The following is a 21,844-nucleotide window of genomic DNA, read 5'->3' on the forward strand; positions in this document are numbered from 1 at the left end:
ACTAAGGTTTTTGGGTTAGCGTATGGAAGTAAACATGCTCAAGTAAAGGAGTTACAGGACTGAAATCTTTGGGAGACTCTTCAGAAAAAACAGTGATATGAAGCTCTCTTTCTATCAGCTGCCTGCTGATGATCTCATAGCTGGCATCATAAGTTTCAAGATCATTTTTATCAATGGGCTTTGACCAGATTCTGTTTTCCAGCGCTGCCATTAATTGTCCGGGATTTCCTTTTCGAAGGATCTGTCCATGGTTCATCACGGCCATCTCCGAACAGAGATTTCTGACATCTTCTACCAGATGGGTCGACAGAATAACGATGACCTCCTGGCTGATGTCGTTTAGTAAAGCATTGAAACGGTTTCGTTCTTCAGGATCTAAACCGGCAGTGGGCTCGTCTACGATAATAATCTTAGGATCACCCAACAGAGCCTGGGCAACCCCAAAACGCTGCTTCATCCCACCGGAAAAAGTATGAACTTCTTTGTTCCGGAAATCCGAAAGATTTACTTTTTCCAGCAGATTTAGAATCTGGGTTTTACCTTTCGTTTTGTCTGTAATACCTTTGAGTACTGCGATATGCTCCAGGAGATCATAAGCAGAGACTTTTGGATATACTCCAAAATCCTGAGGAAGAAATCCCAGGTTCTGTTTTATATAACCGGGATTTTCAGCAATATTCACTTCATTAAAAAACAGGGTTCCGGAACTGGGTTTCTGCAATCCTACAATGGTTTTCATTAAGGACGATTTTCCGGCTCCGTTTGGGCCCAGCAAACCGAACATCCCATTTCCGATCTCCAATGAGATGTCCTTAATGGCTTGGAAACCATTTTTGTAAGTAAGGCTAAGGTTGTTGATAGATAGAGTATTCATAGTGTTGTGTTTGGGTAATAGAATCACAGGCAGTCTTTTTTCAGGCTGCTTTTAATAATGGTAAATAATGATGATTTATAGACTGTGGCTAAGAGTAATGATAGATTTTGGGACAGGAGAGGAAAGACAAGAGAGGAAAGACAAGAGACAAGAGACGGGAGACTTAGAGATTATCTTATACTTTAGACTGGCAACTCAATAGTAGGAGCTCCCAATCTCAAACTCTACCACACTCCAACCCTCAAACTCTCTCACTCAAATCCTAGTCCTTATATTCAAGAATATCTCCCGGCTGGCATTCCAGGATTTTACAGATGGCTTCCAGGGTATCGAAACGCACGCCTTTGGCCTTTCCTGTTTTTAGGATAGAAAGGTTTACGGGAGTGATTCCCAGTTTTTCTGCCAATTCTTTACTCTGCATTTTTCGTTTGGCTAGCATGACATCTAAGTTGACTATAATTGGCATTTTAAATAAATAGGTCTTGTTCGTTTTGCAAATGTAGTCCTTGCTTAAAGATATTCGCAAGAAACAGACAGAAAATTCCTAGCATAAAGTGAATAAACACCAGTCCCCAGATTATACTTTCTACCTCCACAAAGAAACTGGCAGCAATTACCAATGGGAGAGGGATGAAAATATTATACAGGTAAAATCTCTTAAGCTGTTGTATATGATCTTTTGTAAACAGTTTGGGCTGAAAAAACACTTTGAAAACTTTTGCGGAAAGCCAGAAAAAGATTCCGTAGGAAATTAAAACAGCTAGAAAAGAAAAGATGATATACGGATAGTTGTTCTCAATATTCAGAAAGGGTTTTTCGGTAAACGGATAATTGATATGAAGATATTGTCCATCTTTATAAGGAGTAATAGAGAATCCTGTTACCAGACATAGAACGGAGTAGACAAAAGTGATTAAATATCCGGCAGAAAGCAGAGTGCAGATATAAAATAAAATTCTTGAAATAATTTTGGTCTGGTTCATGACACGATCATTAATTAGTATTACAAATATATAATTAATTATCGTAAAACAATAATTAATTTAAATAAAATTTTATTTCTTAATCTATCTACCATGAAATAGAAGTAAAAAATACGGTATTGAATGCTGTTTTTATTTAATTTTAAACAGTAAAAAATAAAAAATTATGGCTTACAATATTGAACTGGCAGACAGAGTTCGCGAACGGCTTTCAAAGGTTCCTGATATAGAAGTTGAGGAAAAGAAAATGTTCAGCGGATTAGCATTTCTTGTCAATGGAAAGATGTGTATCAATATCAGCCATGACAACCTAATGTGCCGCTATAACCCTGAATTGGAAGATGAGGTTTCGGAAAAAAAAGGTTTTCTTCCCATGATTATGAGAGGTAAACAGCTCAAAGATTACTGCTACGTAGAACCCATTGGTTTTCAAAAACCTGATGATTTTGAGTATTGGATAAAAATCTGTCTTGATTATAATACAATCGCTAAAGCCTCGAAGAAGAAGTGAGATTAAGCACGCCTTAAGGTTGGAGAGCTTGGGTGTGGGAGAGTTTGAGAGTGAGAGAATTTGAGAGTGGGAGAGTTAGGGCCCCCTAAAAGTGATGAACAATTGAGTTCTAAATTTAAGGATAAATGGGTCTCCCATCTCTTATCTCTACATCTCCCGTCTCTATGTCTCCTGTCTCTCCGTCTCGTGTCTCTAATCTCTGGCTTTCCACATTATGAATATAGTTTCTCTCTGAGCATTATTAAAACCTCTGTTGTTTTTTCCAGATCGGGAGAAGCAGGGAGACTGGATGTGGTGTAATGCTGTTCTATCGATTCTATCAGATCTTCTGCTTTTTGTATAACCATGTCGTATAATAGGTTTCCTGCTTTGATATTTAATAATTCATCCCGGTTTTCTACGCGGATATGAAGTGTATTGGTTTTAAAAATATGTTCACACGACTGTAGCAAACGGATGGTATGCATCATGTTTTTGCTGTCATAATTCTGCCCATGATTTTGATTGACGTTATAGCGGTCTTCATTACGCTCAGAAACCCATTTCCAATATTCCCTGTACTCCTTACAGTACGTAGAATAAGCGTCCAGATTACAGAAGAGATAAGCGGTTGGCTTTTCATCCTTCGGCACAGACGATACGGAAACCTGATTGGCTTCTTCCTGATGCATAATTCCCTTATATCCTAATGTTCCTGATTCATCATAAAATAAGGCATATATTCCTTTGGTATGATCAATACTGACCAATCCACACCTTTCCTGTAAAAGACCAGTCCGCCCTCCGGAGACGTCTCCAGGTGATGAAAATTCATGCAGCCATTTCTTTAAAGGAACAGAGCCTTGTCCATCAAGGATACAACAGAAATCCATCACAGATTTTCTTTCTTTATCTATAGGATTTAAAATCTTTTTGTTGAGACCTTTGGCTTTTTTAATCTGTGAAATAGCATATCCGGCAAAGGTGTCTTTGCATAGTTTGGACAGAAAGTCTTCTGTTTTCAGCAGATCTATTAGTGGGTTTTTATAAAGGATACAGTCTTCCGGGCTTGCCAGAATTTCCAGGGTATTAGGATTGTTTTTCTGCAGCAATTCTACAAATCTCCCGAGTTCATAATAGGTGATGTCATTGGTTTCATTGGAAATCTGTGGAATATAGTTTAGCCCAAAGAAATCTTTTTTCGGTAAATAATATACTCCACGGATATCCGTATCTGAGGTTTCCGTAGCCAGGCCGAAAGCACGACTTCCGGAGATGGCTTCAAAGAGAATGAGGTTATTGGTTTTTAGATCTTGTATGGTCATTGATTATCTTTTGGGACGAGGATTAACCTCATGCCATTTATATTTCTTTTTTATTTAATTCTCCCTTTCTTCGTATTTTTTGAAGAAAGTAGAAGAGCGACTTATAAAATCGGTTATTAAAATACTCCTTCTGTGGATTGCTCCAGTTCACGCGCAGATTGCAGAAATTCTTCCACATTCATTTCTTTAAAGAAAAGAAGGCCATGTGTTGCCCGGAGACGTGGACTTTCGTTATCATAAAAATAAGGCTTTCCTAAAATTAACTGAGCAGCCTGAAGCTGTTCTACCCAGGTTTGTATAGAAAGATGGCTGAACTTTCCGTTGTATCTGTAGCTTGGAAAGGAGGCGTTTACCTGGCTTAGATAGCTGTTGGTAAAACTTTCATCCATTGTACTCATTGCATTAAGGGATACCGGGAAAATATGGGTGACATCGGCTGCATTGAACTGATACCAAACATTTCTATAGCCCCATATTTTGAGTTGGGAAAGGTCTTTTTCTTTACTCCACTCCTTTACAGCAGCAGCAATTGCCTGTAAAACTTTGTAATGGGTGTCAGGACCACTTCCTTCAGGATCGAATGCTAAACTTATAACGGTAGGATTAATGGTTTTCAGCTGTTGCAATATAGGATATACATCTCTTTCTCTTTTGGGTTTCTCCGTAAAAATAGCGCCTGTATAAAATCCAAGTCTTAAATGATGAACGTTTTTTGTTCTTACCCCGAAGTGGGCCCACACTAATTCTTCTTCATATTCCCGAATCATTCCTTTCAGTGTCTGAATCTTTTGTTCCGGATTTTGTCCATCATAGCTGGAGTTGATGATAGCAATTACTTCGATTATTTTCTCCTCCAGGTCTTGTTTTGTTTTTAAATTCCAGAGTTCAACTATATTTCTTACCATCCTGTGAGATACAGCCCTTGACCTTTCGTCAGCATTTTCAGAAGCAATATTGATAAGGTAATGATAGACATCTTTATCCTTTTTATTTTTATATCCAACTTCAAAGAAATCCGGATAATTAAGCATTTCTATTTCTCCTTTTTCAGTAAAGAGAAGGGTAGCCATGAGAATTTCTGTCAGGAATTTATTGGTCACTGCTGTAAAGCCTGATGTAAGGACTGAGTAATGAGATTCATTGGTTTCATTTCTGGATTGATAATGGATATAAGGCAAAAGTCCTAAAGAAATATCATCATGATGGGGACCCGTATGATAAAAAATTTCATGGGTAAGGGCTTCTGTTCCTTTTTTTATTTTACTTTCAATGGACGTGATCACTGACTGAACGGAGTCTTCATTAAGATCCGGAATTAACTGGGTATATGGATCAGACTGAAGATCTTCCAGGGTAAGATGCTCAGCATATTTGTTTAGCTTTTGAGTCAGCATCATGACTGATTTATCAGTTTTTTCCTGTGACCAGTTTCCGGACTGATAATAATCGGCAATGAAGTCATTCAATGTACTGGCAGCTCCTAATGTAATATAAAATCTGCCATTCGGGAGAGAGGAAAGAACAGAAGCCGGATATAAATTGGAAGGAGGAAGTTCCAATGCATTTTTTATCATCGGTGCTTTTGCTTCTCCTGCTGCGAAAATAATGGCTACAGCATCTTTATTATAAGTGATTGTTTCCAGACCAATGGTGATAACCAGCCGTTCTCTGGAAATTTCAATTCCCCCAAGATCTCCGGCTGCAACTGCCTGTGTTTCGAAATTGGTTGAAGTCAATCGGGTTGTTGAATAAGGGTCAGAACCTTTAATGTTAAAGGCAATATGTCCATCAGGACCTATTCCTCCCAGAAAAAATCCAATACCTCCCAGCTTACGAATCTTTTGTTCATATTCCGAACACCAGTTGTCAATTAGGAAAATAGATTCTTTTTGCAGTTTTTCTAAAGGATTTTGTGCCTCACGGTATCTCAGTTCCAAATCTACTTTATGACTGGGGAAAACTTCCTCAAAACTTTTGCCGTGAGCTAAAGGAATCTCATCACAGTTGATCAGAAGGGCATTTTCTCTTTTCAATCCAAGACCTTCAATATAATATTTGTTTACGTAGTGATAAAAGCTGTTGGCCTGGGAAGATTTTATAGGGTAAAATTCATCGATCTGAACAAAATGAAGTTCCGCCAGTGATGGTTTTTGATTGGCTGATAAATGATGCTTTTTTCTAAGTTCAATAATGTTTTCATTTTCCCAGTTTTCAAGAATATGCTTGGTCCAGTAAATAAAATATTCCGGTGTTTTTCCGGTAGGAAGACTGATGACGCCATTGGGATTTTCAGCCGCCCATTCCAGGAATCGAAGGGCTGTAAGCATTCCTAAATTAGGAAAATTGTCAACAGCAATATAAGGGATATTGGTTTTACTGTTTTTTGAAAGATCATTTAAGAAAGATTGCTCTACCGGGGTGAAGTTTTTGTTTTCCATTCTGTGAATTCTTTGTCATGTTTTTAAAAATAGCTTAGGTTGCGCGAGATGTAGAACGTAAAGGACTGCAAAACGATACATAAAGTTATCAATAAATTGTTGATTTACAATGAAGGGTAAGAAGAGATGTAAGCTGTTTGCTGAACGAATTGTCCCCAATTTATTTTGGAGTAAACAGCTTACATAGCCCTTTTTTAGGAGGGAAAATCCAGGTGTAGGAAAACTATAGTTTCCTGAGTAAGAAGGGAAACTTAAAATTTATTTAATCAAATTTTAATATATAACCTTCAAAAGCAGCCATTGCATTGCTGGATCTTCCAGGTCCCGGCTTAATCTAATATCTTCCTAAAAACCCTTTCCATCTCACTTTTATCTGCTTTTCCACCGATTAAACTTTTAGATCTTTCCTCATTTTCAGCGATCATATTTTCTAAAAATCCAAACAGTTCCCAATCATTCGGATGATCATAAGCTTCCCCTTTTGTAGCTTTTAAAGCAACAAGGTCCTCTATTTTCCGTTTTGTATAGCCATCTACCAAAACCAGCAGGTCACTGAACAATACAGGAGGAACGGTTCCTTTTTCTGTGATCCATTTTCCGGTTAAGGTGGTTCTCAGGCAATAGAAATAACTTTTCAGTTTTACTTTATCGTTTCTGCAGGCTTCCAGATATTTTTTACTCATGCTTAGATAATGATAAGAAATTGCTATCGGAGAAAAGCAGGCATCTGCCAGAGGGCTGAACAGATCTACAAATCTCTTGTTCTCTTTATACACAATAGGAGAGTAAAACCAGCTCAGTAAAGCGGCATTTGACTTCAGCAAAAGATGAAAGGTTTTCCGTAGATCCCATCCGGAACCATCCAGATCATCCTCTGTCATAAATTCTATAGTTTCATCCTTATCCCAAGGGGAAAGGTACCAGTCTTTTTCATGTTTGTAGATAAAGCGTATATCATAATCGCTGTCCGGAGAGGCAAAACCCCAGGCTCTGCTTCCGGATTCTACAGCCAAAAGGACTTCTACGCCCTTTTCTGCTTCTATTTCTCTTATCTTTTTAAGTATTGTTGGTGTCATTGTCTTTTATTTATAAGGCAAAGTAAGCAAGGTGGTGCGTAATGTACTTGCGTAGTTTTATTAAGTTTGAGAATAATAAAGTAGGAGTGTTTGAGAGTTTGAGAGTGAGAGGGTGCGAAACGCTATTATTGAGCTGGTAACGCAAAGTATAAGATAATCTCTAAGTGTTCTGTCTATACGTCTCTTGTTTCTAAGTCTCAAATCTCCAATCCATTTTACTTTTTATATTTGGCATTGTACAAAATACTCCCCATTTCACTAATATTGCATTTTCTCTATTTAACATAATTAATATACATTCATGTTATCAAACGAATTACAGCATAAAATTGATTTTAAAACAAAACCTTTGGGTGCGTTAGGACATCTTGAACAGTTGGCTCATAAAATAGGAATGGCTCAAAAAACAACTTCTCCCCGGTTATCACATCCTCATATGGTGGTATTTGCTGCCGATCATGGGATTGCTAAAGCTGGAGTGAGCGCTTATCCACAGGAGGTCACCTATCAGATGGTGATGAACTTTTTGGGTGGAGGAGCGGCAATTAATGTGTTTTGCAGGCAAAATGGAATTGATATTAAGATTGTAGATGCAGGGGTTAATTTTGATTTTCCTTCAGACTTGAATTTGATAGACAAAAAAGTCAGAAAATCCAGCCGTAACATACTGGAAGAGCCTGCCATGACTTCTGAAGAATATCAGCAAGCTTTGAAAAACGGAAAATCAGAGGTTGAGGAGATTGCCATCACAGGCTGTAATATTATTGGGTTTGGAGAAATGGGCATCGGGAATACTTCAGCCTCTTCACTGATGATGAGTAAGCTGTTTGATCTACCGGTGATAAATTGCATAGGACGGGGAACCGGTTTGAATGACGATCAGTTACAGAATAAGATCAATATTTTATCAGCAGCTATAGACAAGCATACCCATACTAAGACGGCAGATGAAATAGCACAGACTTTCGGAGGGCTTGAAATAGCACAAATGATTGGTGCAATGGAAGAAGCTTTCCGTCAGAATATGCTGATTATGGTGGATGGGTTTATTGCAACCGTAGCAGTTGCTACTGCATGGAAGAAGAACCCGGATATCCTGAACAACTGTATTTTCTGTCATGTAAGTGACGAGAATGCCCATCTTCAGCTTCTGGATCTGCTGGGACAAAAGGCATTATTGAATTTTAATCTTCGTTTGGGGGAAGGAACAGGCTGTGCCTTGGCTTATCCTCTGATTCAGGGTGCTGTGAATTTTCTGAATGAGATGTCTAGTTTTGAAGATGCCCATGTTTCAAATAAAAAATAAATGAAAACAATAAAGAACGAACTGATCTATCTGGCAACGGCGCTGATGTTTTTCACCAGGATTCCTGTTCCGTTTACCATTCCGTATTCCAGTGAGATCATGAATAAATCTCAGAAATATTTTGCGTGGATCGGGCTGTTGGTAGGACTTATCAATGCTGTGATCCTGTATCTTTCTGCTCAGCTTTTTAATCTGGAAATAGGGATCGTTTTGATGATGATCACCAGTGTTTTACTTACCGGAGCTTTTCATGAAGATGGTTTCACAGATATGTGTGACAGTTTCGGTGGCGGATATGGAAAAGAAAAAATCCTTACCATCATGAAAGACAGCAGGGTGGGAGCGTATGGGACTATTGGAATTATTCTGCTGTTTGCTTTGAAGTTCCTCAGTATTCAGGCTTTGGGGGCTATTGATCTTTTTAAAACGCTGGGTATTATTATTTTGGCACACTCATCAAGCCGTTTTATTTCAGGAACAATGATTTATACCCACCAGTATGTGACTGATATTGATGTCAGCAAATCGAAACCCTTAGCGAATAAACCCTTAGACGGGACAGCCTTATTAGTAGGTTTAATTAGTGTTCTAATCTCTTTTGCCTTAATTCCGGACTGGCGCCTGATTGTTGCTTTTGCTTTGGCATATTTGGGTAAAATCTGTATGGGATGGTATTTTAAAAAGCATATCGGAGGATATACCGGAGATTGTTTGGGTTCAGTACAGCAGGTAAGTGAGGTTTTATTTTATTTAGGAACAATAATCGCATGGAAATTCATCTGATCAGACATACGGCAGTGGAAAATCCGGAAAACCGGTGTTATGGATGGGCTGAAATACCTTTAAGAAAAGATTATCTTGAAGATTTAAAAAATCTCGATATGGATTGTGATTTCGACCTGGTTATTTCAAGCCCGGCACAACGTTGCTGTCTTTTAGCTGATTATTTTGGTTTTGATTATACAACCGATGAAAGGCTTCGGGAAATGAATTTCGGAAGCTGGGAAATGAAAAAATGGACGGATATTCCTGAAGAGGAAATTAATCCCTGGTATCAGGATTTTATTCATGTAAAACCTACAGATGGAGAAAATCTTCTTGAAATGCAAAATCGTGTACGCAGCTTTTGGAGTCAGCTGATAACAGAACAAAATATAAATAAAGCCTTAGTTATTGCGCATGCCGGGGTAATCCGTCTTATTCTTCAGTCGGTTTTAGACTTTCCCTTAGAAAATATGTTCAGTATCCGGATTGACTACGGAAAGAAAGTAATTATTCAGAAGAATGATGAATACTTTTCCATTAAAAAGATGAATGTTTAAGTCCGGTACACGGTACAGGAAATAAGTCCTTGTCCTTTATTATCCAACAAAAAAGCCATTCGGTTGTAATCAAATGGCTATATTATTTATTTAAAAATTTTTGTGAAACTATCCTTTTCCAGGTTTTCCAGTGAGAAATCAAAATCTGCGTCTGACTTTTCATCAGCCACTGTTGCTCCCAGCTCTTTTATAAGCTCATTGAAAGACATTGGCTCATACCACTGCTGATAAAGTGCATTCGTTGCCAGTACAGCAATCTCAGAGTTTCCTGAAACATGAGAATGGCCCGCTCCAAAATTCAGAAGTACGAAGCATTGTTTTTCCCCTTTCGGAAGAAGCATTCCCAGAATAGTCTGTCTCTGAACCGACTTACATTTGGCTTCAGCAAATACTTTGTTGGGATCCATCATATAGTCTCTTGAGATATTATCTCCTTTTCCAACTACAATTTTATAATCACATTCAGCATCTCCGGAATACACATTGTTCATGATTAAGGTCGGGGTATTCAGCCCTCTGTTGGCATACAGATATTCAACGGCACCCTGAGGTGCAGAGGTCATATCTCCCGAATACATCAGATTTCCATCCCCTTGGTTATAGGCGGCATTCCATCCAGTCTTTCCAGCTATATTCAATCCGGAAAGGTCAAGGTCATAAGCTCCCCAGGCATTTTCCCAGTAGATTCCTACTGCAAGATTTTCACCGGAGAATCTCGTTCCTGTCGGAATATTTCCTACAAACATTTTTTCAGAAGTGGGAAGCCCGAATTCTACATTCTCAGGGAAATAAAACTTCTTTCCGGAAAGATCAAATTTTGACTGTAAATAACTTAATATAAATTCATAATTCAATTCATTCGCGGCACTGTTCTTCCCTGTTTTTACCCAAGACTTTCCGTTTCTTATTCTGTAGACAAAAGTATCCTGGCCATACATTCTCTGGTAGCAGGCTGATAAAGCTTTAAATAAGGCAAAAGGACTGGCATTATCCAACCAATGCACATCAGTTTCTTCCAGTAATGTGTTTGTAGCATCATTCAATGGGTTAGAAATTAAAGGCTTATGGTGAGTTTTTGACAACTTGGAAATTTTATTAACTGTTGCTCTAGCCCCCTTGTTTTTATTTTTATACGCTAAAAATAAAGGCTTAAATCTATTAAAAACCTCTGCAAGCTTTTCTAATCCAAATGTTTCAAACAAGTCGGATGGATCAAATTTGCTTAGCTTGATATTTTCAATCAGCTCATTATTTTTAATCAGAAGGCTGCTGGCTGTTGTTTTAAAGATGACATATCTCAAAAATTCTACAGGATTCTCCGGATAGATCTGATAAAGGTCTGCAATTTTTACAATAGCCTCCTTATTTCTGATGTTTTCCTTTCCCGTGAATTCATAATCCAGTTCTTCTGTTAAAATAAATAACAGATCATTAATAGTTTCTTCTTTTAAAGCGATACCTGATCTCAGTAATGACAGACATTTCTCCGTCATTTCATCAATGGAATAAGCCTTAATTACTTTAAGACTAAGCTTGAGTTCAGGAATATTCAATATCTCATCAGGGATATAGATTTCATCCTGAAAATTACTTCCGTAGGTGGAAATATAGTGTCTAATCTGATCCATGAACAGTTCCAGTCTTGTGCTGTTCTTTATTTTCTCCCATGATTTATGGAAGGTCTTATTAAGATCATTACCTTTTAGTTTTTCCTTTGAATAATAGGCGATAATCTTTTTTTTTGCCCAAAGTGCATCAGGCTCAATCACAAAGCCAGCATTGGAAACAAAAGGGATTTGATCAGATTTTTGAGCCAGTACGGCATTGAATAATTGAAGTGTTTTCATGATATAAAAATTAATAAGTGAGGAGTAATTTTTTTAAAGAAAAATGATATAGGAACTCCTTTTACCTATAATTTGTAAAAAGGCGGAAAGTAAATCTAAAATAATAGGAACTTTCTTTGCCTTTAATTTTTTTAATTATGAAAATGACTAATACGTTAATATAAACATTTTCATTGTTTTGAGGAGCAGACAGGACTCGAACCTGTGACCCACAATCTTGGAGATTTATAGGAACTTTAGTTGCCTGCAGCGAAAAGTAATTTGTTGCTCTACCATCTGAGCTACTGCTCCTGCCGTTATGAAAAAAGTTTTCATAAACCTTAGGGGCTTTTACACCCTTAAGGTTGGGTTATTAGTTTTTTACGACTATAAAATTTAGTTATTAGTTTTCCTAAACCTTATAGGTTTTTAAAACCTATAAGGTTTAAATAGTAGTAAGTCTTACCTGTCAAATTAGAAATTATGCTTTTCTATATTTTTTCTTTTTCTTCCAGGGTGCGTTTTTCTGAACGTCACCAGCCATAATACATCCGTAAGGCATTACTTCATCAAGGACCTCACAAAGACCATATTCTTCAATCTGTGCTCTTACGTTTTTAGCACTTTTATAAGCACTAGGCAATTCAGAGATATCAATCTCATTGGAGTAGAAACGGATATCCAATCCTTCTGTTTCCTCATTGAAGATTTCCTCAGTTGTTTTATGGGCCATAGATCTTTTATGCTGACTTCTGCTGAAGTTCCTTCCCGCCCCATGCGGAGCAAAACCTAAGTTTCTTTCAGTAGTTTTTCCCTGAACGATTAATACCGGTTCCGCCATATTGAGCGGAATCAATCTTGGTCCTGTGATATCGGGCATAAATTTATCATCCAGTGGAGTAGCTCCTTTAGCATGGTAAAATAAATCACCATCTCTGAATACGAAATTATGCTCATTCCAATATCTGTTCTCTTTTTCCACCTCCAACTTATTCAGCACTGCATCATGAATGGAGGTATGGTTTTCCTTTGTCCACTGTCTTATCAATTGAAGGGCTTCCCAATAGGATTTTCCTTCTTCAGTATCATAAGGAATCCATGCATTTTCTCTTAATGTTTCAGGAGAAATATCCTGTCTGAAACGGTTGGCCACCTTCATTCCTTTATCATAGAGCGCAGCTCCCGGTGCTCTGGAACCATGGTGAGTCACCAGCATGGTATTTCCTGTATTTTTGGAGATTCCTACAAACAGGAAATGGTTTCCATCTCCCTGGGTTCCCATATGAGAACGGGCAATGCTGATCAGCTTTTCATCATTTAGAAATTCATTTTCTCTGAAAGCTTCCATCAGTTCCTGAGACATCGGCATCTGTTCTCCTCTTGGTCTCCCTCCATATCCGAAGTGTGTGATAGAATGGGCTGCATCCAAAACCTCTTTCGGATTGGTTTTACCAAAATCCGTCAGCATAACAGAACAACAGATATCAGCGCTATGGAATCCCGGATGAATGGCATTTTTGGCAACCACCACACCTCCTACCGGGATCTGACCTTCAGGACCTGTAGGGCAGGCATCAGGCATTAAAGCGCCATTGATTAATGTTGGAGTTTTCATCAGAACTTTCATGGTTTTGATTACTTTTTCCACATTATCATTTTCACTTTCATGTTCTGCCCGGATATTGATTATGAAATCTTTAGCTGTTTCATGAAGCGGTATAATGGGTAGTTGTCTGAACTGTTCCAGATATTCACTGATCTGAATTTCATCCAGATTATTTTCGTTGATATAAGTGATGGCCTCTTTAAACCATTGAGCCGGTCTATATCCTAATTCGATTAAGTGATTTCCATTAAATTCCATTTGTTTTCTCATTTTGATAATGCAAAGTAATATCATTATTGCGCAATAGTTTTGCGTAGATTATTTTTTTTTAATTATTTTTACAAAACTTAAAGGGCTGATCTGGAATAAACAAATTGGCCAACGGATTATATAATTAAAAGATTAATATGTATGGAACTATTAGAACAACTACAGCATTTTCCGGAAACTATTCAGTTCAGTGATGTTATTGAATATATCGACGGAAAGTATGATTTTACCCCCACGGCTTTTAAAAATGGTGATACCACTAATCAGGCCGGGCAGAATAACGGATCTTGTAAGGTCTTCAGCTACGCCTTATATTATGGGTTGACCAAAGAGCAGACCCTTCCTCTTTTTGGAGAATTTTACAGGGATGATGTTTTGAAAAAGCCTCATGCTACTGATCACCAGAATATCAGAAACTTTATGAAATTTGGCTGGGAGGGGATTACTTTTGACGGAGACGCGTTGAAAGAGAAATAATTTTGATGAAAATAGCAAAAAGGCAAATTTACAAATCAGCAGATTTGCCTATTGCTCCAATTAAACACGATACGTATGTCATCTAATAAAAATGCTTTAATCCGTTATAAAACATTAGATAAATGTCTTAAGAACAAATACCGGAAATATACTTTGGAAGATCTTATTGATGAATGTTCTGAAGCATTATTTGAATTTGAAGGTAAAGAATCCTATGTAAGTAAGCGAACCGTGCAGCTTGATCTGCAAAATATGCGCAGTGAAAAATTCGGGTATGAGGCTCCTATTGAGGTCTATGAGAGAAAATACTACCGTTACAGCGACCCTGAATACAGTATTCATAATATTTCAGTAAACGAAAGTGATTTGAAGGCAATGAATAATGCCGTTCAAATCCTAAAGCAATTCAAAGATTTTTCTATGTTTAAAGAGATGAATGGTGTTATTCAGAAACTGGAAGATTCCATCCATTCCACCACTCAGAAATCTATTATCCATCTGGATAAAAATGAACAGCTGAAAGGATTGGAGCATATTGATATTCTTTATGAAAGTATTGCCAATAAAAAGGTGTTGAAAATTCTCTATAAAAGTTTTACGGCAAGAGAATCCAATATATATACTGTTCATCCGCAGCTGTTGAAAGAATTTAATAACCGTTGGTTTCTGATCTGTCTTTATAAACAGAAAATGTATAATCTGGCACTGGACAGAATGGAGCGTATTGAAACAGATGATGCCCTTCAGTATATTGATAAAGATCTGGATGGAGATGAATATTTTAAAGATATCGTAGGCGTTACCGTTTCAGATTCAATAGCTCCGAGGACTGTTGTTTTCTGGGTAGATTCCGGAAATGCCCCCTACGTAAAAACAAAACCCCTGCATAAAAGCCAGGAAGTGATCCGTGAAGATCAGGAGGGAACCCTGTTTAAAATCTGTGTTCAGATCAATTTTGAACTGGAAAGGCTGCTGCTGGGATTTGGAGAGGCTCTGATTGTTCATAAACCCAGAAAACTGAGACTAAGAATGGAGGAAAAGTTTAGGGCTGCAGGTAAGAATTATCAAAACCTTGTTGTTCCTGATGAAAACTAAATACATGGTGTCGGTATTTCATCTGTTACCCATGAGAAAGTGAAACAATGGATGAGAAATAAAAAGAAACGAATTTGAAAAAACTCATCAGCAGATTTTTATCTTGGCTTGGAAATTGCATTAACGTAAAAAGAACATCACATTATGAAATCAAGAATATTTAAAGCATTAATTGCAATTATAGCACCCATTGCGATAGAATATATCGTAAAAAAAATATCTGAGAAACTTGATAAAAAAGATGATCAGAAAGAGAAAGAACCAAAGCAGATTACTGCATAAACAAAAAGTAGTTAGAATTTAAAATTGTTGAAAGAGGCTGTCGTATAACGTACAGCCTCTTTTTTTATGATGATTTCTACCCATCGTCAAAAATTCTTTAATTTTCGCCACCTCTCGGGAGGAGAGGAATTCTAAGCATCCTATATAAAATCATAGACTCCGTTTTTCCAGCCCAGGACTTTAGAAGAGTCTGCATTAAGCCAGTTCTTCAGAATAGTGGCATATACCTTTCTGAAATCTTCTGTATAGATAAGATCACCCTCATTTAGGTTCTGGAGATCGGGAAGGGCATTCAGCAGTCCTTTCTTTTTTAAACCTCCACTGATGAAAAACATCTGATTAGCTGTTCCGTGATCAGTTCCGTTACTCGCATTTTGGGCAACACGGCGTCCGAATTCTGAGAATGTTAGAAGTAAAATATTGTGAAATAATCCGTTAGCTTTCATATCTGCAACAAAAGACTTTACCGCATCATTGATATCAGTGAATAATTTCTTCTGTCTGTCATTCTGATTGACATGCGTATCAAAACTTCCGATCGAAAGGTAATACACCTGCGTATTAATGTCAGATTTAATTAAAGATGATACTGTTTTAAAATCCTTTCCCAATTGTGAATTAGGGTAGATTTGCTCTGTTGTCTTTGCTTTGCTTTTTTCAAAAATATAATCCGCATTATTGATAGTAGATCCCAGTGTCTGATAAAGGTAAGATACGGTTTCATCTTCATGGTGATGGTCATAAAGAGACTTGAAATACTTTTCCTGGCTGGTCTGATAAAGTCTTTTAGGGTCTTTAAAGGCAAATGCTTTATTATGGTCACCTTTAAGAGCAAGGCTTAACATATCATCTACTTCAAGTGCTTGGGTGGGATGCTCACAACGATAACATTCTTCATCCAAAAAGCGGCCAATCCAACCTGTTTCCAGAAATTCATCACTCCTGCTGGCAGACTGCCAGATATCCATACTCCGGAAATGGGATTTATCAGGATCAGGATACCCCACATTGTTCATGACGGAAAGCTCACCATTGTCGAATAGCTCTTTAAAATAGGAGAGGGACGGATTAATTCCTGCTTCATCCGTAAGAGATACAGCATCCTGAATGGCAAGGGTTTTTCTTTCCCGAAAATAAATATCATTTTTTACAGGAATAATTGTATTTAATCCATCATTACCTCCTGTCAGCTGCAGTACGATCAGGATATTCTGGTGGGGGTTCAGGGCATTATCCAGAGCCATAGACTTTAGAAAGCCGGGCATTAGCAGGGAAGCTGAGGCTAACGAACTTATTTTCAGGAATTCTCGTCTTTTGATTAACATAACTTTTGAATTTAAGTTGTACAGGTAGTATCAAAGGTTGTGGATCTATTACTTAAAATCTGCAACCTGCTACCTTAAAAACTACATTAACTGATATTCAGGGGTTGACATCAGATTGATAACCATCATTTTTATACTTTTATCAGAGAAATTTCTGACTGAGTTCATATCCAGACTTTGAGCATTCTGAATCAGATAATCTTCACAGTTTTTCTGAGCAAAAATTTTTTCTACCCGCTCCCAGTCTATGGTGATATTCGGTTTTTTAAAAGACTTGTTTAAAGCAGTCTCCCGGGATTTCATACCCATGTCGATATCATCGTCCTGACGTGGACTGTATTCCAAAGGTCTTAAACCTGACCAAATCTGTGGAACCTGAAGTCTCAGCATCAGTGTTGAACTGTCGATCCATGCTTTTCCATTTGGCCATCCTGCCACATTGGGAGGGTAGAGCAGCATTTGTCCCAGTAATTTCTGATAAACGATGAGGTTTTCAGGATTTTGGATGTGCATAGGAAGAAGCCGCATGATTCCAGCCATGAGTTCGATAGGTGATTTTATCCTGTTTCCTATATTGCTCTGATCATAAAACCATGAACTTGAAAAGATCTCCCTCATAAGCTTTTTAATGTCATACCCGGAGCTGTAAAAGCCGGCACTTAGTTTATCTATCCTATCGCTATCGACCTTTTCATTAACGAAGAATTTATAAATTTTGGTGGTGATAAACCTGGAGGTAGCTTTATGTTCTAATATCATATGTAAGGCATCATCCCCATTGAAATTGCCTGTTTTTCCTAAAAAAGTCTTCACCTCTTCATCGTGAAAGTTTTTTCTTTCTTTAAAATTCCCCTCTTTATCATATCCCCATCCGGTAAAAGCTCTGGCTCCCTCTCTTACATCTTTTTCAGTATAGTTTCCTCTTCCCATTGTAAACAGCTCCATCACTTCACGGGCAAAGTTTTCGTTGGGATGATCTTTTTTGTTTTGTTGATTGTTGAGAAAGCTCAGCATGGCCGGAGCCTTACTTACCTCAAAAAGAAGGTCTTTAAAGTTTCCCAATGCATGTTTCCGTATGGTATTTAAAAGCTGTCTGTTGAACTTTGGATTGACTACCCTGGAAGCAAAATGACCATGCCAGAAAAAAGCCATCTTTTCTCTCATCTGTTCTTTGCTGTTCGCCATTTTATCCAGAAAATGAAGATTCAGTTCATTATTCTGTTCCCTGTTGATTTTCTGCATCTGTTTTTTCTTTTCGGCAGGAGCTGTACTGCTCATATAGTCTGCTGCCGGATCAATATCAGGAGTATCATAGGTGATTTCAGTAAAATGATCTTCTTTACATAGCTCATCAATCAACATTGTACTGTTTTTATTCTTTAAACTGTCAATTTGATTGATTCCGATCCCGAAACCTGCACGCCATAGAAGATGTTTATTTTTTATCAGTGAATCAGCCATTGTAAGAGCGTTTGTTTTTTGATGCTTTAGAAGAGATAAGGTTAAAATAACAACGGGTTAAGGATTGTTAATATTGTAAGATGGCTGCCAACCGGAAGTTTTTATTTGAAAAAATAAATGATAACATAAGCTGGTATTACTCGTAGATTTCAATGCTTTCTTTTTTCAGCTCTCAGACTTCTGATTTATTATCCTTAATTCACATTTTAAGATTAGTTTTTGATAATTTTTGTTAAACAAACATTTAAATTTTGTTAAAAATAATCTACTGATAATCATTATTTTATGATTTTATTGAGGTTAAAATAAAAGGTAAGGTCCTGGTTGGCATGATTTTTACATCTTACTTGCTTAGTAAAATTTAAAAATTAGAGTTATGAAAATGTTTAAACAAGCAATATTACTGGCTGGAATTTTAACAGCAGGAATAGCAAGCGCACAAAGTTCAAAAATGAATAATATGATCAAAGTGGGCGCAAATGTTGGTTTAGCAGTTCCTTCAGATAACCTTTCGGCTGCTGTAGGAGTAGATGTAGCTTACCAGAACCTTATTACTCCTGGTTTTGGATTGGGTATTGCATCAGGATATAGCCATTATTTCGGAAAAGATAATAACGGATATAAGAATAATGATGTAGGAGTAATTCCTGTGGCTGCTTTAATTAGAATTTATCCAAAACAAACAGGTTTCTATTTCGGGACTGATTTAGGATACGGATTCTTAGTTGGAGATAAAACAGTAGCTTCCAATACAAATGTAGAAAGAGCAAGCGGAGGTTTTTACCTTAAGCCTGAGATCGGATACCACAACAGAGACTGGAACTTCTTCGTACAATACCAGAAGGTTTTTGTAGGAACTAAAGGAGATTTACCAGGTCAGGACTATAATGTGGGAAATATCGGAGTAGGCTTCGGTTATAATATTCCATTAGGAAAGTAGTTAGATTTAATATAAACAATTATTAACCAAACCTTTTCACTTTTTGTGAAAAGGTTTTTTTTTGTCTGCAGGATTTACGAAAACAATTATTATATTTGGTAAAATTTGAGGTTATGATTCTGAATCCAAAATTTCCACTTTATTTACCAGGAGTAGAGAACAGTAATAATGATAATGTCTCTATCATAGGAGCAAGTCTCCGTGAAGACATGACGATCTTAGGCTATTTTGTTTCCAGTAATGGAGGTCTTGAGATAAAAATCCAACAAACGTATTCCACCAAAGAGTATGCTTCTTTTAATGATATTTTAAAGAAGTTTATTCAGGATAATCAGCTGGAAAATGTAAAACGTCTGGGAGTGGCCGTTCCAGGTCCTGTACTTGACGGAAAAAGCAGCCCGGCAAGATTAGGCTGGAATTTAGATATTGAAGAATATAAAAGAGATTTCGGGTTTGAAAAAGCAGATATGCTGAATGACCTGGAAGCTTCTGCTTACGGAATGGGTCTTCTTGAGGATGATGACCTGGAAGCTATCTATACAAGCGGACATCTTGAAAAAGGAAATGTTGCCATCCTTGCCCCTGGAAACGGGTTGGGGGAAGCCGGATATTTCTTTGACGGAAAATATCTAAGACCTTTCGCTACAGAAGGAGGACATTCTGAATTTTCACCAAGAACCAACGTAGAAGTTGAGTTTTATCAATTCCTAAATAATATCTACGGAATTGTAAGCTGGGAAAATGTATTATCTAAATCAGGATTGTTTAATATCTACAGATTCTTAAGAGATGTAAAAAGACACCCGGAACCGGAATGGTTGGGAGAACGTCTTTCAGGAGGTAATTTTGCAGAAGAACTTTATAAAGCTGCAGTAGAAGATAATGTATTGATCTGTAGAATTGCTTTAGATACTTTCATTGAGTTTTTGGCAAGAGAAGCGAATAACCTTACATTAAAGGTGAAGGCGACGGGAGGATTACTGATCTCCGGAGATATTCCTCAGATGGTAAGAGAATACATCGATAAAGATAAATTCTATGAAAAATTCAAGATCAGTGATAAAATGGAAGGCATGTTGAAAAATATTCCAATCTACCTGGTCAAGCAAAATCATACAGCATTAAAAGGGGTAGCGCTTTATACCGCTTACTACCAACAATAAATAAAAGACTCCGAAGAAATTCGGAGTTTTTTTATGGGATGATATTATTCATAAAAATAATTACTTTTCTTGATTTACATCAACGCTATCTATCAGAGAAGATGGCTACCTTTGTGTTATTAAATAAGTAAATAATTTTATTCAATGAAAAAAATATTTTTATTAGCCGTTTTAGCTGGTGGTTTAGCTTTCGGACAGTCAAAAAAAGTAGTAGCGTCTGATATTCACTGGTGGGGATATAAAGTAGCAAAATCTGAGGCTAGTTCTCACGACGGTACTGTAAAAGTAAAGTCAGGAGATATGGTAATGAAAGGAAATCAATTGGTAGGAGGAAGCTTCGTATTAGATATGACTTCCATCAATGCAACTGATCTTTCCGGAGAATACCAGCAAAAACTAAACGGACACCTTAAAAACGGTGACTTCTTTGAAGTTGAAAAATTCCCGACTGCTAGTTTCAAAATTACAGGTATTAAGAAAAATAACGATAAAATCTACAGTTCTTTGGTAACAGGAAATCTTACTGTAAAAGGAAAAACAAACCCGGTTACATTCCCTGCAAAGATCTCTTACAGCAAAGGAGTGGTAAGTTTAGTATCCAATAAATTCTCTTTCGACAGACAAAAATTTGATGTAGCTTACAAATCTACAATGCAGGATGTTTTTGTGAAAGATGATATCGATATGCAGGTTAAGGTTACTGCTCAATAAATTAATCAAAAAAAGATTGTTAAAAGTGTAGAAGTTCTACACTTTTTTTTATTTTTGTTGAATTGTAAATAAAAAAGAATGAAAAGATTACTATTGTTTGCTATGGTGTGTGTAGGCATGTCATTGGTTTCCGCTCAAAAGAAATTTGATAAAGTTTCAAAAGTGACTTCATCAGAGATCAGATGGTGGGGATATAAGGTTGTAAAAACTGAAGCCTCTTCCCATTCAGGAACAGTGAAACTGAAAAGTGGAAAATTTAACTTTGACCATACTGTTTTGGTAGACGGAGAGTTTGTGATAGATATGAGAAGTATGATGGCCGGAGATGTTTCCGATGAGGACCAAATCAAGCTTACAGACGACCTTAAAAGTTCAAACTTCTTTGAAGTTAAAAAATTCCCGGTAGCCAAATTTCATTTGACTAAAATTATTCCGCTAGCCAACAGTGAATACAATTCTACAGTATATGGTGATGTGACCATTAAAGGAGTAAGAAAAACCATCACTTTTCCTGCTAATGTATATGTTACCCAGTTTACCGTAGTTGTTGAGTCTGCTAAGTTCTCATTAAACAGAAGAGACTTTAAAGTATTCTACCAGTCTTCACTAAAAGACTATTTCATCAAGAACGAAATGGATATCCAGTTCAGAGTTTCTACAGAACAGTTGGATAACGAAAATAGAGTTCCGGTAAAGAAAAAGAAATAAGATTAAATATAATATTGATAAAAAGAGCAGTTCAGGTAATGAATTGCTCTTTTTTTATGGAATGTAGGGTATACAATTAGTGTTGAAAACATTCCGTCAAATCTGCTGATCGGATAAGTGTTAGAGAAGGGAATATTTTGCTCTTTAATCTTGATATTCATAAAAA

21 protein-coding genes and 1 tRNA gene are annotated in these 21,844 nt (G+C 37.1%); 11 read left to right on the top strand and 11 right to left on the bottom strand.

Annotated features, from left to right (window positions below; genetic code table 11):
* Position 1: 1 nt before the first annotated feature.
* The 3 genes from DRF57_RS10020 to DRF57_RS10030 all read right to left on the bottom strand — a co-directional run bounded on the left by DRF57_RS10020 (position 2) and on the right by DRF57_RS10030 (position 1,857).
* Positions 2-874: an ABC transporter ATP-binding protein gene (locus tag DRF57_RS10020; protein ID WP_047487716.1), complete on the bottom strand. Its 873-nt coding sequence runs from the start codon at positions 872-874 to the stop codon at positions 2-4.
* A 262-nt stretch (positions 875-1,136) separates the two neighbouring features.
* The gene (locus DRF57_RS10025; RefSeq protein WP_047487719.1) at positions 1,137-1,340 is read right to left on the bottom strand and encodes a helix-turn-helix domain-containing protein; all 204 of its coding nucleotides are present in this window, start codon (positions 1,338-1,340) and stop codon (positions 1,137-1,139) included.
* A gap of 1 nt (position 1,341) precedes the next feature.
* Positions 1,342-1,857, bottom strand: coding sequence for a DUF2975 domain-containing protein (locus tag DRF57_RS10030; RefSeq protein WP_115918293.1), 516 nt, complete (start codon positions 1,855-1,857; stop codon positions 1,342-1,344).
* 166 nt (positions 1,858-2,023) lie between these two features.
* Between DRF57_RS10030 and DRF57_RS10035 the strand changes: the two genes are divergently transcribed.
* Positions 2,024-2,368: a TfoX/Sxy family protein gene (locus tag DRF57_RS10035; protein ID WP_047487727.1), complete on the top strand. Its 345-nt coding sequence runs from the start codon at positions 2,024-2,026 to the stop codon at positions 2,366-2,368.
* Positions 2,369-2,580: 212 nt separating this feature from the next.
* On the opposite strand, the gene DRF57_RS10040 is transcribed toward DRF57_RS10035, so the two are convergent.
* From DRF57_RS10040 to DRF57_RS10050, 3 genes are all read right to left on the bottom strand, one after another.
* Positions 2,581-3,672: a nucleotidyltransferase domain-containing protein gene (locus DRF57_RS10040; RefSeq protein WP_115918295.1), complete on the bottom strand. Its 1,092-nt coding sequence runs from the start codon at positions 3,670-3,672 to the stop codon at positions 2,581-2,583.
* 116 nt (positions 3,673-3,788) lie between these two features.
* The gene (locus DRF57_RS10045; protein WP_115918297.1) at positions 3,789-6,110 is read right to left on the bottom strand and encodes a glucosamine-6-phosphate isomerase; all 2,322 of its coding nucleotides are present in this window, start codon (positions 6,108-6,110) and stop codon (positions 3,789-3,791) included.
* A gap of 329 nt (positions 6,111-6,439) precedes the next feature.
* Positions 6,440-7,186, bottom strand: coding sequence for a nucleotidyltransferase domain-containing protein (locus DRF57_RS10050; protein ID WP_115918299.1), 747 nt, complete (start codon positions 7,184-7,186; stop codon positions 6,440-6,442).
* A 301-nt stretch (positions 7,187-7,487) separates the two neighbouring features.
* On the opposite strand from DRF57_RS10050, the gene cobT reads away from it, so the two are divergent.
* From cobT to cobC, 3 genes are read left to right on the top strand one after another with little or no spacing between them, the layout of a single operon-like run.
* Positions 7,488-8,492, top strand: a complete 1,005-nt coding sequence (cobT, locus tag DRF57_RS10055) for a nicotinate-nucleotide--dimethylbenzimidazole phosphoribosyltransferase (RefSeq protein ID WP_115918301.1) — start codon at positions 7,488-7,490, stop codon at positions 8,490-8,492.
* Positions 8,493-9,275, top strand: coding sequence for an adenosylcobinamide-GDP ribazoletransferase (locus DRF57_RS10060; protein WP_115918303.1), 783 nt, complete (start codon positions 8,493-8,495; stop codon positions 9,273-9,275).
* Positions 9,260-9,814, top strand: coding sequence for an alpha-ribazole phosphatase family protein (gene cobC, locus DRF57_RS10065; protein WP_115918305.1), 555 nt, complete (start codon positions 9,260-9,262; stop codon positions 9,812-9,814). Before DRF57_RS10060 ends, cobC begins: the two co-directional genes overlap by 16 nt.
* Before the next feature lie 86 nt (positions 9,815-9,900).
* On the opposite strand, the gene DRF57_RS10070 is transcribed toward cobC, so the two are convergent.
* The 3 genes from DRF57_RS10070 to DRF57_RS24210 all read right to left on the bottom strand — a co-directional run bounded on the left by DRF57_RS10070 (position 9,901) and on the right by DRF57_RS24210 (position 12,922).
* Entirely contained in the window at positions 9,901-11,661 is a 1,761-nt protein-coding gene (locus DRF57_RS10070) for a hypothetical protein (protein WP_115918307.1), read from the bottom strand.
* A 181-nt stretch (positions 11,662-11,842) separates the two neighbouring features.
* Positions 11,843-11,952, bottom strand: a tRNA-OTHER gene (locus DRF57_RS23620).
* A gap of 169 nt (positions 11,953-12,121) precedes the next feature.
* Entirely contained in the window at positions 12,122-12,922 is an 801-nt protein-coding gene (locus tag DRF57_RS24210) for an RtcB family protein (protein ID WP_373866351.1), read from the bottom strand.
* Between the two features lie 735 nt (positions 12,923-13,657).
* Here DRF57_RS24210 and DRF57_RS10080 point away from each other — a divergent pair.
* The 3 genes from DRF57_RS10080 (at position 13,658) to DRF57_RS23905 (ending at position 15,370) form a co-directional block, all read left to right on the top strand.
* The gene (locus tag DRF57_RS10080) at positions 13,658-13,993 is read left to right on the top strand and encodes a HopJ type III effector protein (RefSeq protein WP_115918309.1); all 336 of its coding nucleotides are present in this window, start codon (positions 13,658-13,660) and stop codon (positions 13,991-13,993) included.
* 75 nt (positions 13,994-14,068) lie between these two features.
* Positions 14,069-15,088, top strand: coding sequence for a helix-turn-helix transcriptional regulator (locus DRF57_RS10085; protein WP_115918311.1), 1,020 nt, complete (start codon positions 14,069-14,071; stop codon positions 15,086-15,088).
* A 144-nt stretch (positions 15,089-15,232) separates the two neighbouring features.
* On the top strand, positions 15,233-15,370 hold the full coding sequence (locus tag DRF57_RS23905; RefSeq protein WP_162926152.1) for a hypothetical protein: 138 nt from the start codon (positions 15,233-15,235) through the stop codon (positions 15,368-15,370).
* A 140-nt stretch (positions 15,371-15,510) separates the two neighbouring features.
* Here the strand turns inward: DRF57_RS23905 and DRF57_RS10090 are convergent, their stop codons facing one another.
* Together DRF57_RS10090 and DRF57_RS10095 are read right to left on the bottom strand one after the other, a co-directional pair.
* Positions 15,511-16,695 carry a DUF1501 domain-containing protein gene (locus DRF57_RS10090; protein WP_115918313.1) on the bottom strand — a complete coding sequence of 395 codons (1,185 nt, stop codon included), beginning with the start codon at positions 16,693-16,695 and terminating at the stop codon, positions 15,511-15,513.
* Positions 16,696-16,776: 81 nt separating this feature from the next.
* Positions 16,777-18,156 (bottom strand): DUF1800 domain-containing protein, encoded by a 1,380-nt coding sequence (locus tag DRF57_RS10095; RefSeq protein WP_115918315.1) that lies wholly within the window; start codon positions 18,154-18,156, stop codon positions 16,777-16,779.
* Between the two features lie 376 nt (positions 18,157-18,532).
* On the opposite strand from DRF57_RS10095, the gene DRF57_RS10100 reads away from it, so the two are divergent.
* From DRF57_RS10100 to DRF57_RS10115, 4 genes are all read left to right on the top strand, one after another.
* Positions 18,533-19,096, top strand: a complete 564-nt coding sequence (locus tag DRF57_RS10100) for a hypothetical protein (protein ID WP_084086163.1) — start codon at positions 18,533-18,535, stop codon at positions 19,094-19,096.
* 113 nt (positions 19,097-19,209) lie between these two features.
* Entirely contained in the window at positions 19,210-20,259 is a 1,050-nt protein-coding gene (locus tag DRF57_RS10105; RefSeq protein WP_047487946.1) for a glucokinase, read from the top strand.
* 144 nt (positions 20,260-20,403) lie between these two features.
* A complete protein-coding gene (locus DRF57_RS10110) occupies positions 20,404-20,970 on the top strand; it encodes a YceI family protein (RefSeq protein ID WP_047487758.1) in 567 nt (188 codons plus the stop codon).
* A gap of 78 nt (positions 20,971-21,048) precedes the next feature.
* A complete protein-coding gene (locus DRF57_RS10115; RefSeq protein WP_047487761.1) occupies positions 21,049-21,678 on the top strand; it encodes a YceI family protein in 630 nt (209 codons plus the stop codon).
* The last annotated feature ends 166 nt before the right edge of the window (positions 21,679-21,844 follow it).

The organism is Chryseobacterium rhizosphaerae (genome assembly GCF_003385455.1).
GTDB lineage: Bacteria > Bacteroidota > Bacteroidia > Flavobacteriales > Weeksellaceae > Chryseobacterium > Chryseobacterium rhizosphaerae.

Bases quoted from the DNA above. Each gene is read 5' to 3' on its own strand.
- DRF57_RS23905 (WP_162926152.1), top strand. From the start codon at position 15,233: ATGAAATCAAGAATATTTAAAGCATTAATTGCAATTATAGCACCCATT.
- DRF57_RS10025 (WP_047487719.1), bottom strand. From the start codon at position 1,340: ATGCCAATTATAGTCAACTTAGATGTCATGCTAGCCAAACGAAAAATG.
- DRF57_RS10080 (WP_115918309.1), top strand. From the start codon at position 13,658: ATGGAACTATTAGAACAACTACAGCATTTTCCGGAAACTATTCAGTTC.
- DRF57_RS10115 (WP_047487761.1), top strand. From the start codon at position 21,049: ATGAAAAGATTACTATTGTTTGCTATGGTGTGTGTAGGCATGTCATTG.
- DRF57_RS10085 (WP_115918311.1), top strand. From the start codon at position 14,069: ATGTCATCTAATAAAAATGCTTTAATCCGTTATAAAACATTAGATAAA.
- DRF57_RS10045 (WP_115918297.1), bottom strand. From the start codon at position 6,110: ATGGAAAACAAAAACTTCACCCCGGTAGAGCAATCTTTCTTAAATGAT.
- DRF57_RS10060 (WP_115918303.1), top strand. From the start codon at position 8,493: ATGAAAACAATAAAGAACGAACTGATCTATCTGGCAACGGCGCTGATG.
- DRF57_RS10090 (WP_115918313.1), bottom strand. From the start codon at position 16,695: ATGTTAATCAAAAGACGAGAATTCCTGAAAATAAGTTCGTTAGCCTCA.
- cobC (WP_115918305.1), top strand. From the start codon at position 9,260: ATGGAAATTCATCTGATCAGACATACGGCAGTGGAAAATCCGGAAAAC.
- DRF57_RS10020 (WP_047487716.1), bottom strand. From the start codon at position 874: ATGAATACTCTATCTATCAACAACCTTAGCCTTACTTACAAAAATGGT.
- DRF57_RS10030 (WP_115918293.1), bottom strand. From the start codon at position 1,857: ATGAACCAGACCAAAATTATTTCAAGAATTTTATTTTATATCTGCACT.
- DRF57_RS10100 (WP_084086163.1), top strand. From the start codon at position 18,533: ATGAAAATGTTTAAACAAGCAATATTACTGGCTGGAATTTTAACAGCA.
- DRF57_RS10095 (WP_115918315.1), bottom strand. From the start codon at position 18,156: ATGGCTGATTCACTGATAAAAAATAAACATCTTCTATGGCGTGCAGGT.
- DRF57_RS10040 (WP_115918295.1), bottom strand. From the start codon at position 3,672: ATGACCATACAAGATCTAAAAACCAATAACCTCATTCTCTTTGAAGCC.
- DRF57_RS24210 (WP_373866351.1), bottom strand. From the start codon at position 12,922: ATGGGAACCCAGGGAGATGGAAACCATTTCCTGTTTGTAGGAATCTCC.
- DRF57_RS10110 (WP_047487758.1), top strand. From the start codon at position 20,404: ATGAAAAAAATATTTTTATTAGCCGTTTTAGCTGGTGGTTTAGCTTTC.
- DRF57_RS10050 (WP_115918299.1), bottom strand. From the start codon at position 7,186: ATGACACCAACAATACTTAAAAAGATAAGAGAAATAGAAGCAGAAAAG.
- cobT (WP_115918301.1), top strand. From the start codon at position 7,488: ATGTTATCAAACGAATTACAGCATAAAATTGATTTTAAAACAAAACCT.
- DRF57_RS10105 (WP_047487946.1), top strand. From the start codon at position 19,210: ATGATTCTGAATCCAAAATTTCCACTTTATTTACCAGGAGTAGAGAAC.
- DRF57_RS10070 (WP_115918307.1), bottom strand. From the start codon at position 11,661: ATGAAAACACTTCAATTATTCAATGCCGTACTGGCTCAAAAATCTGAT.
- DRF57_RS10035 (WP_047487727.1), top strand. From the start codon at position 2,024: ATGGCTTACAATATTGAACTGGCAGACAGAGTTCGCGAACGGCTTTCA.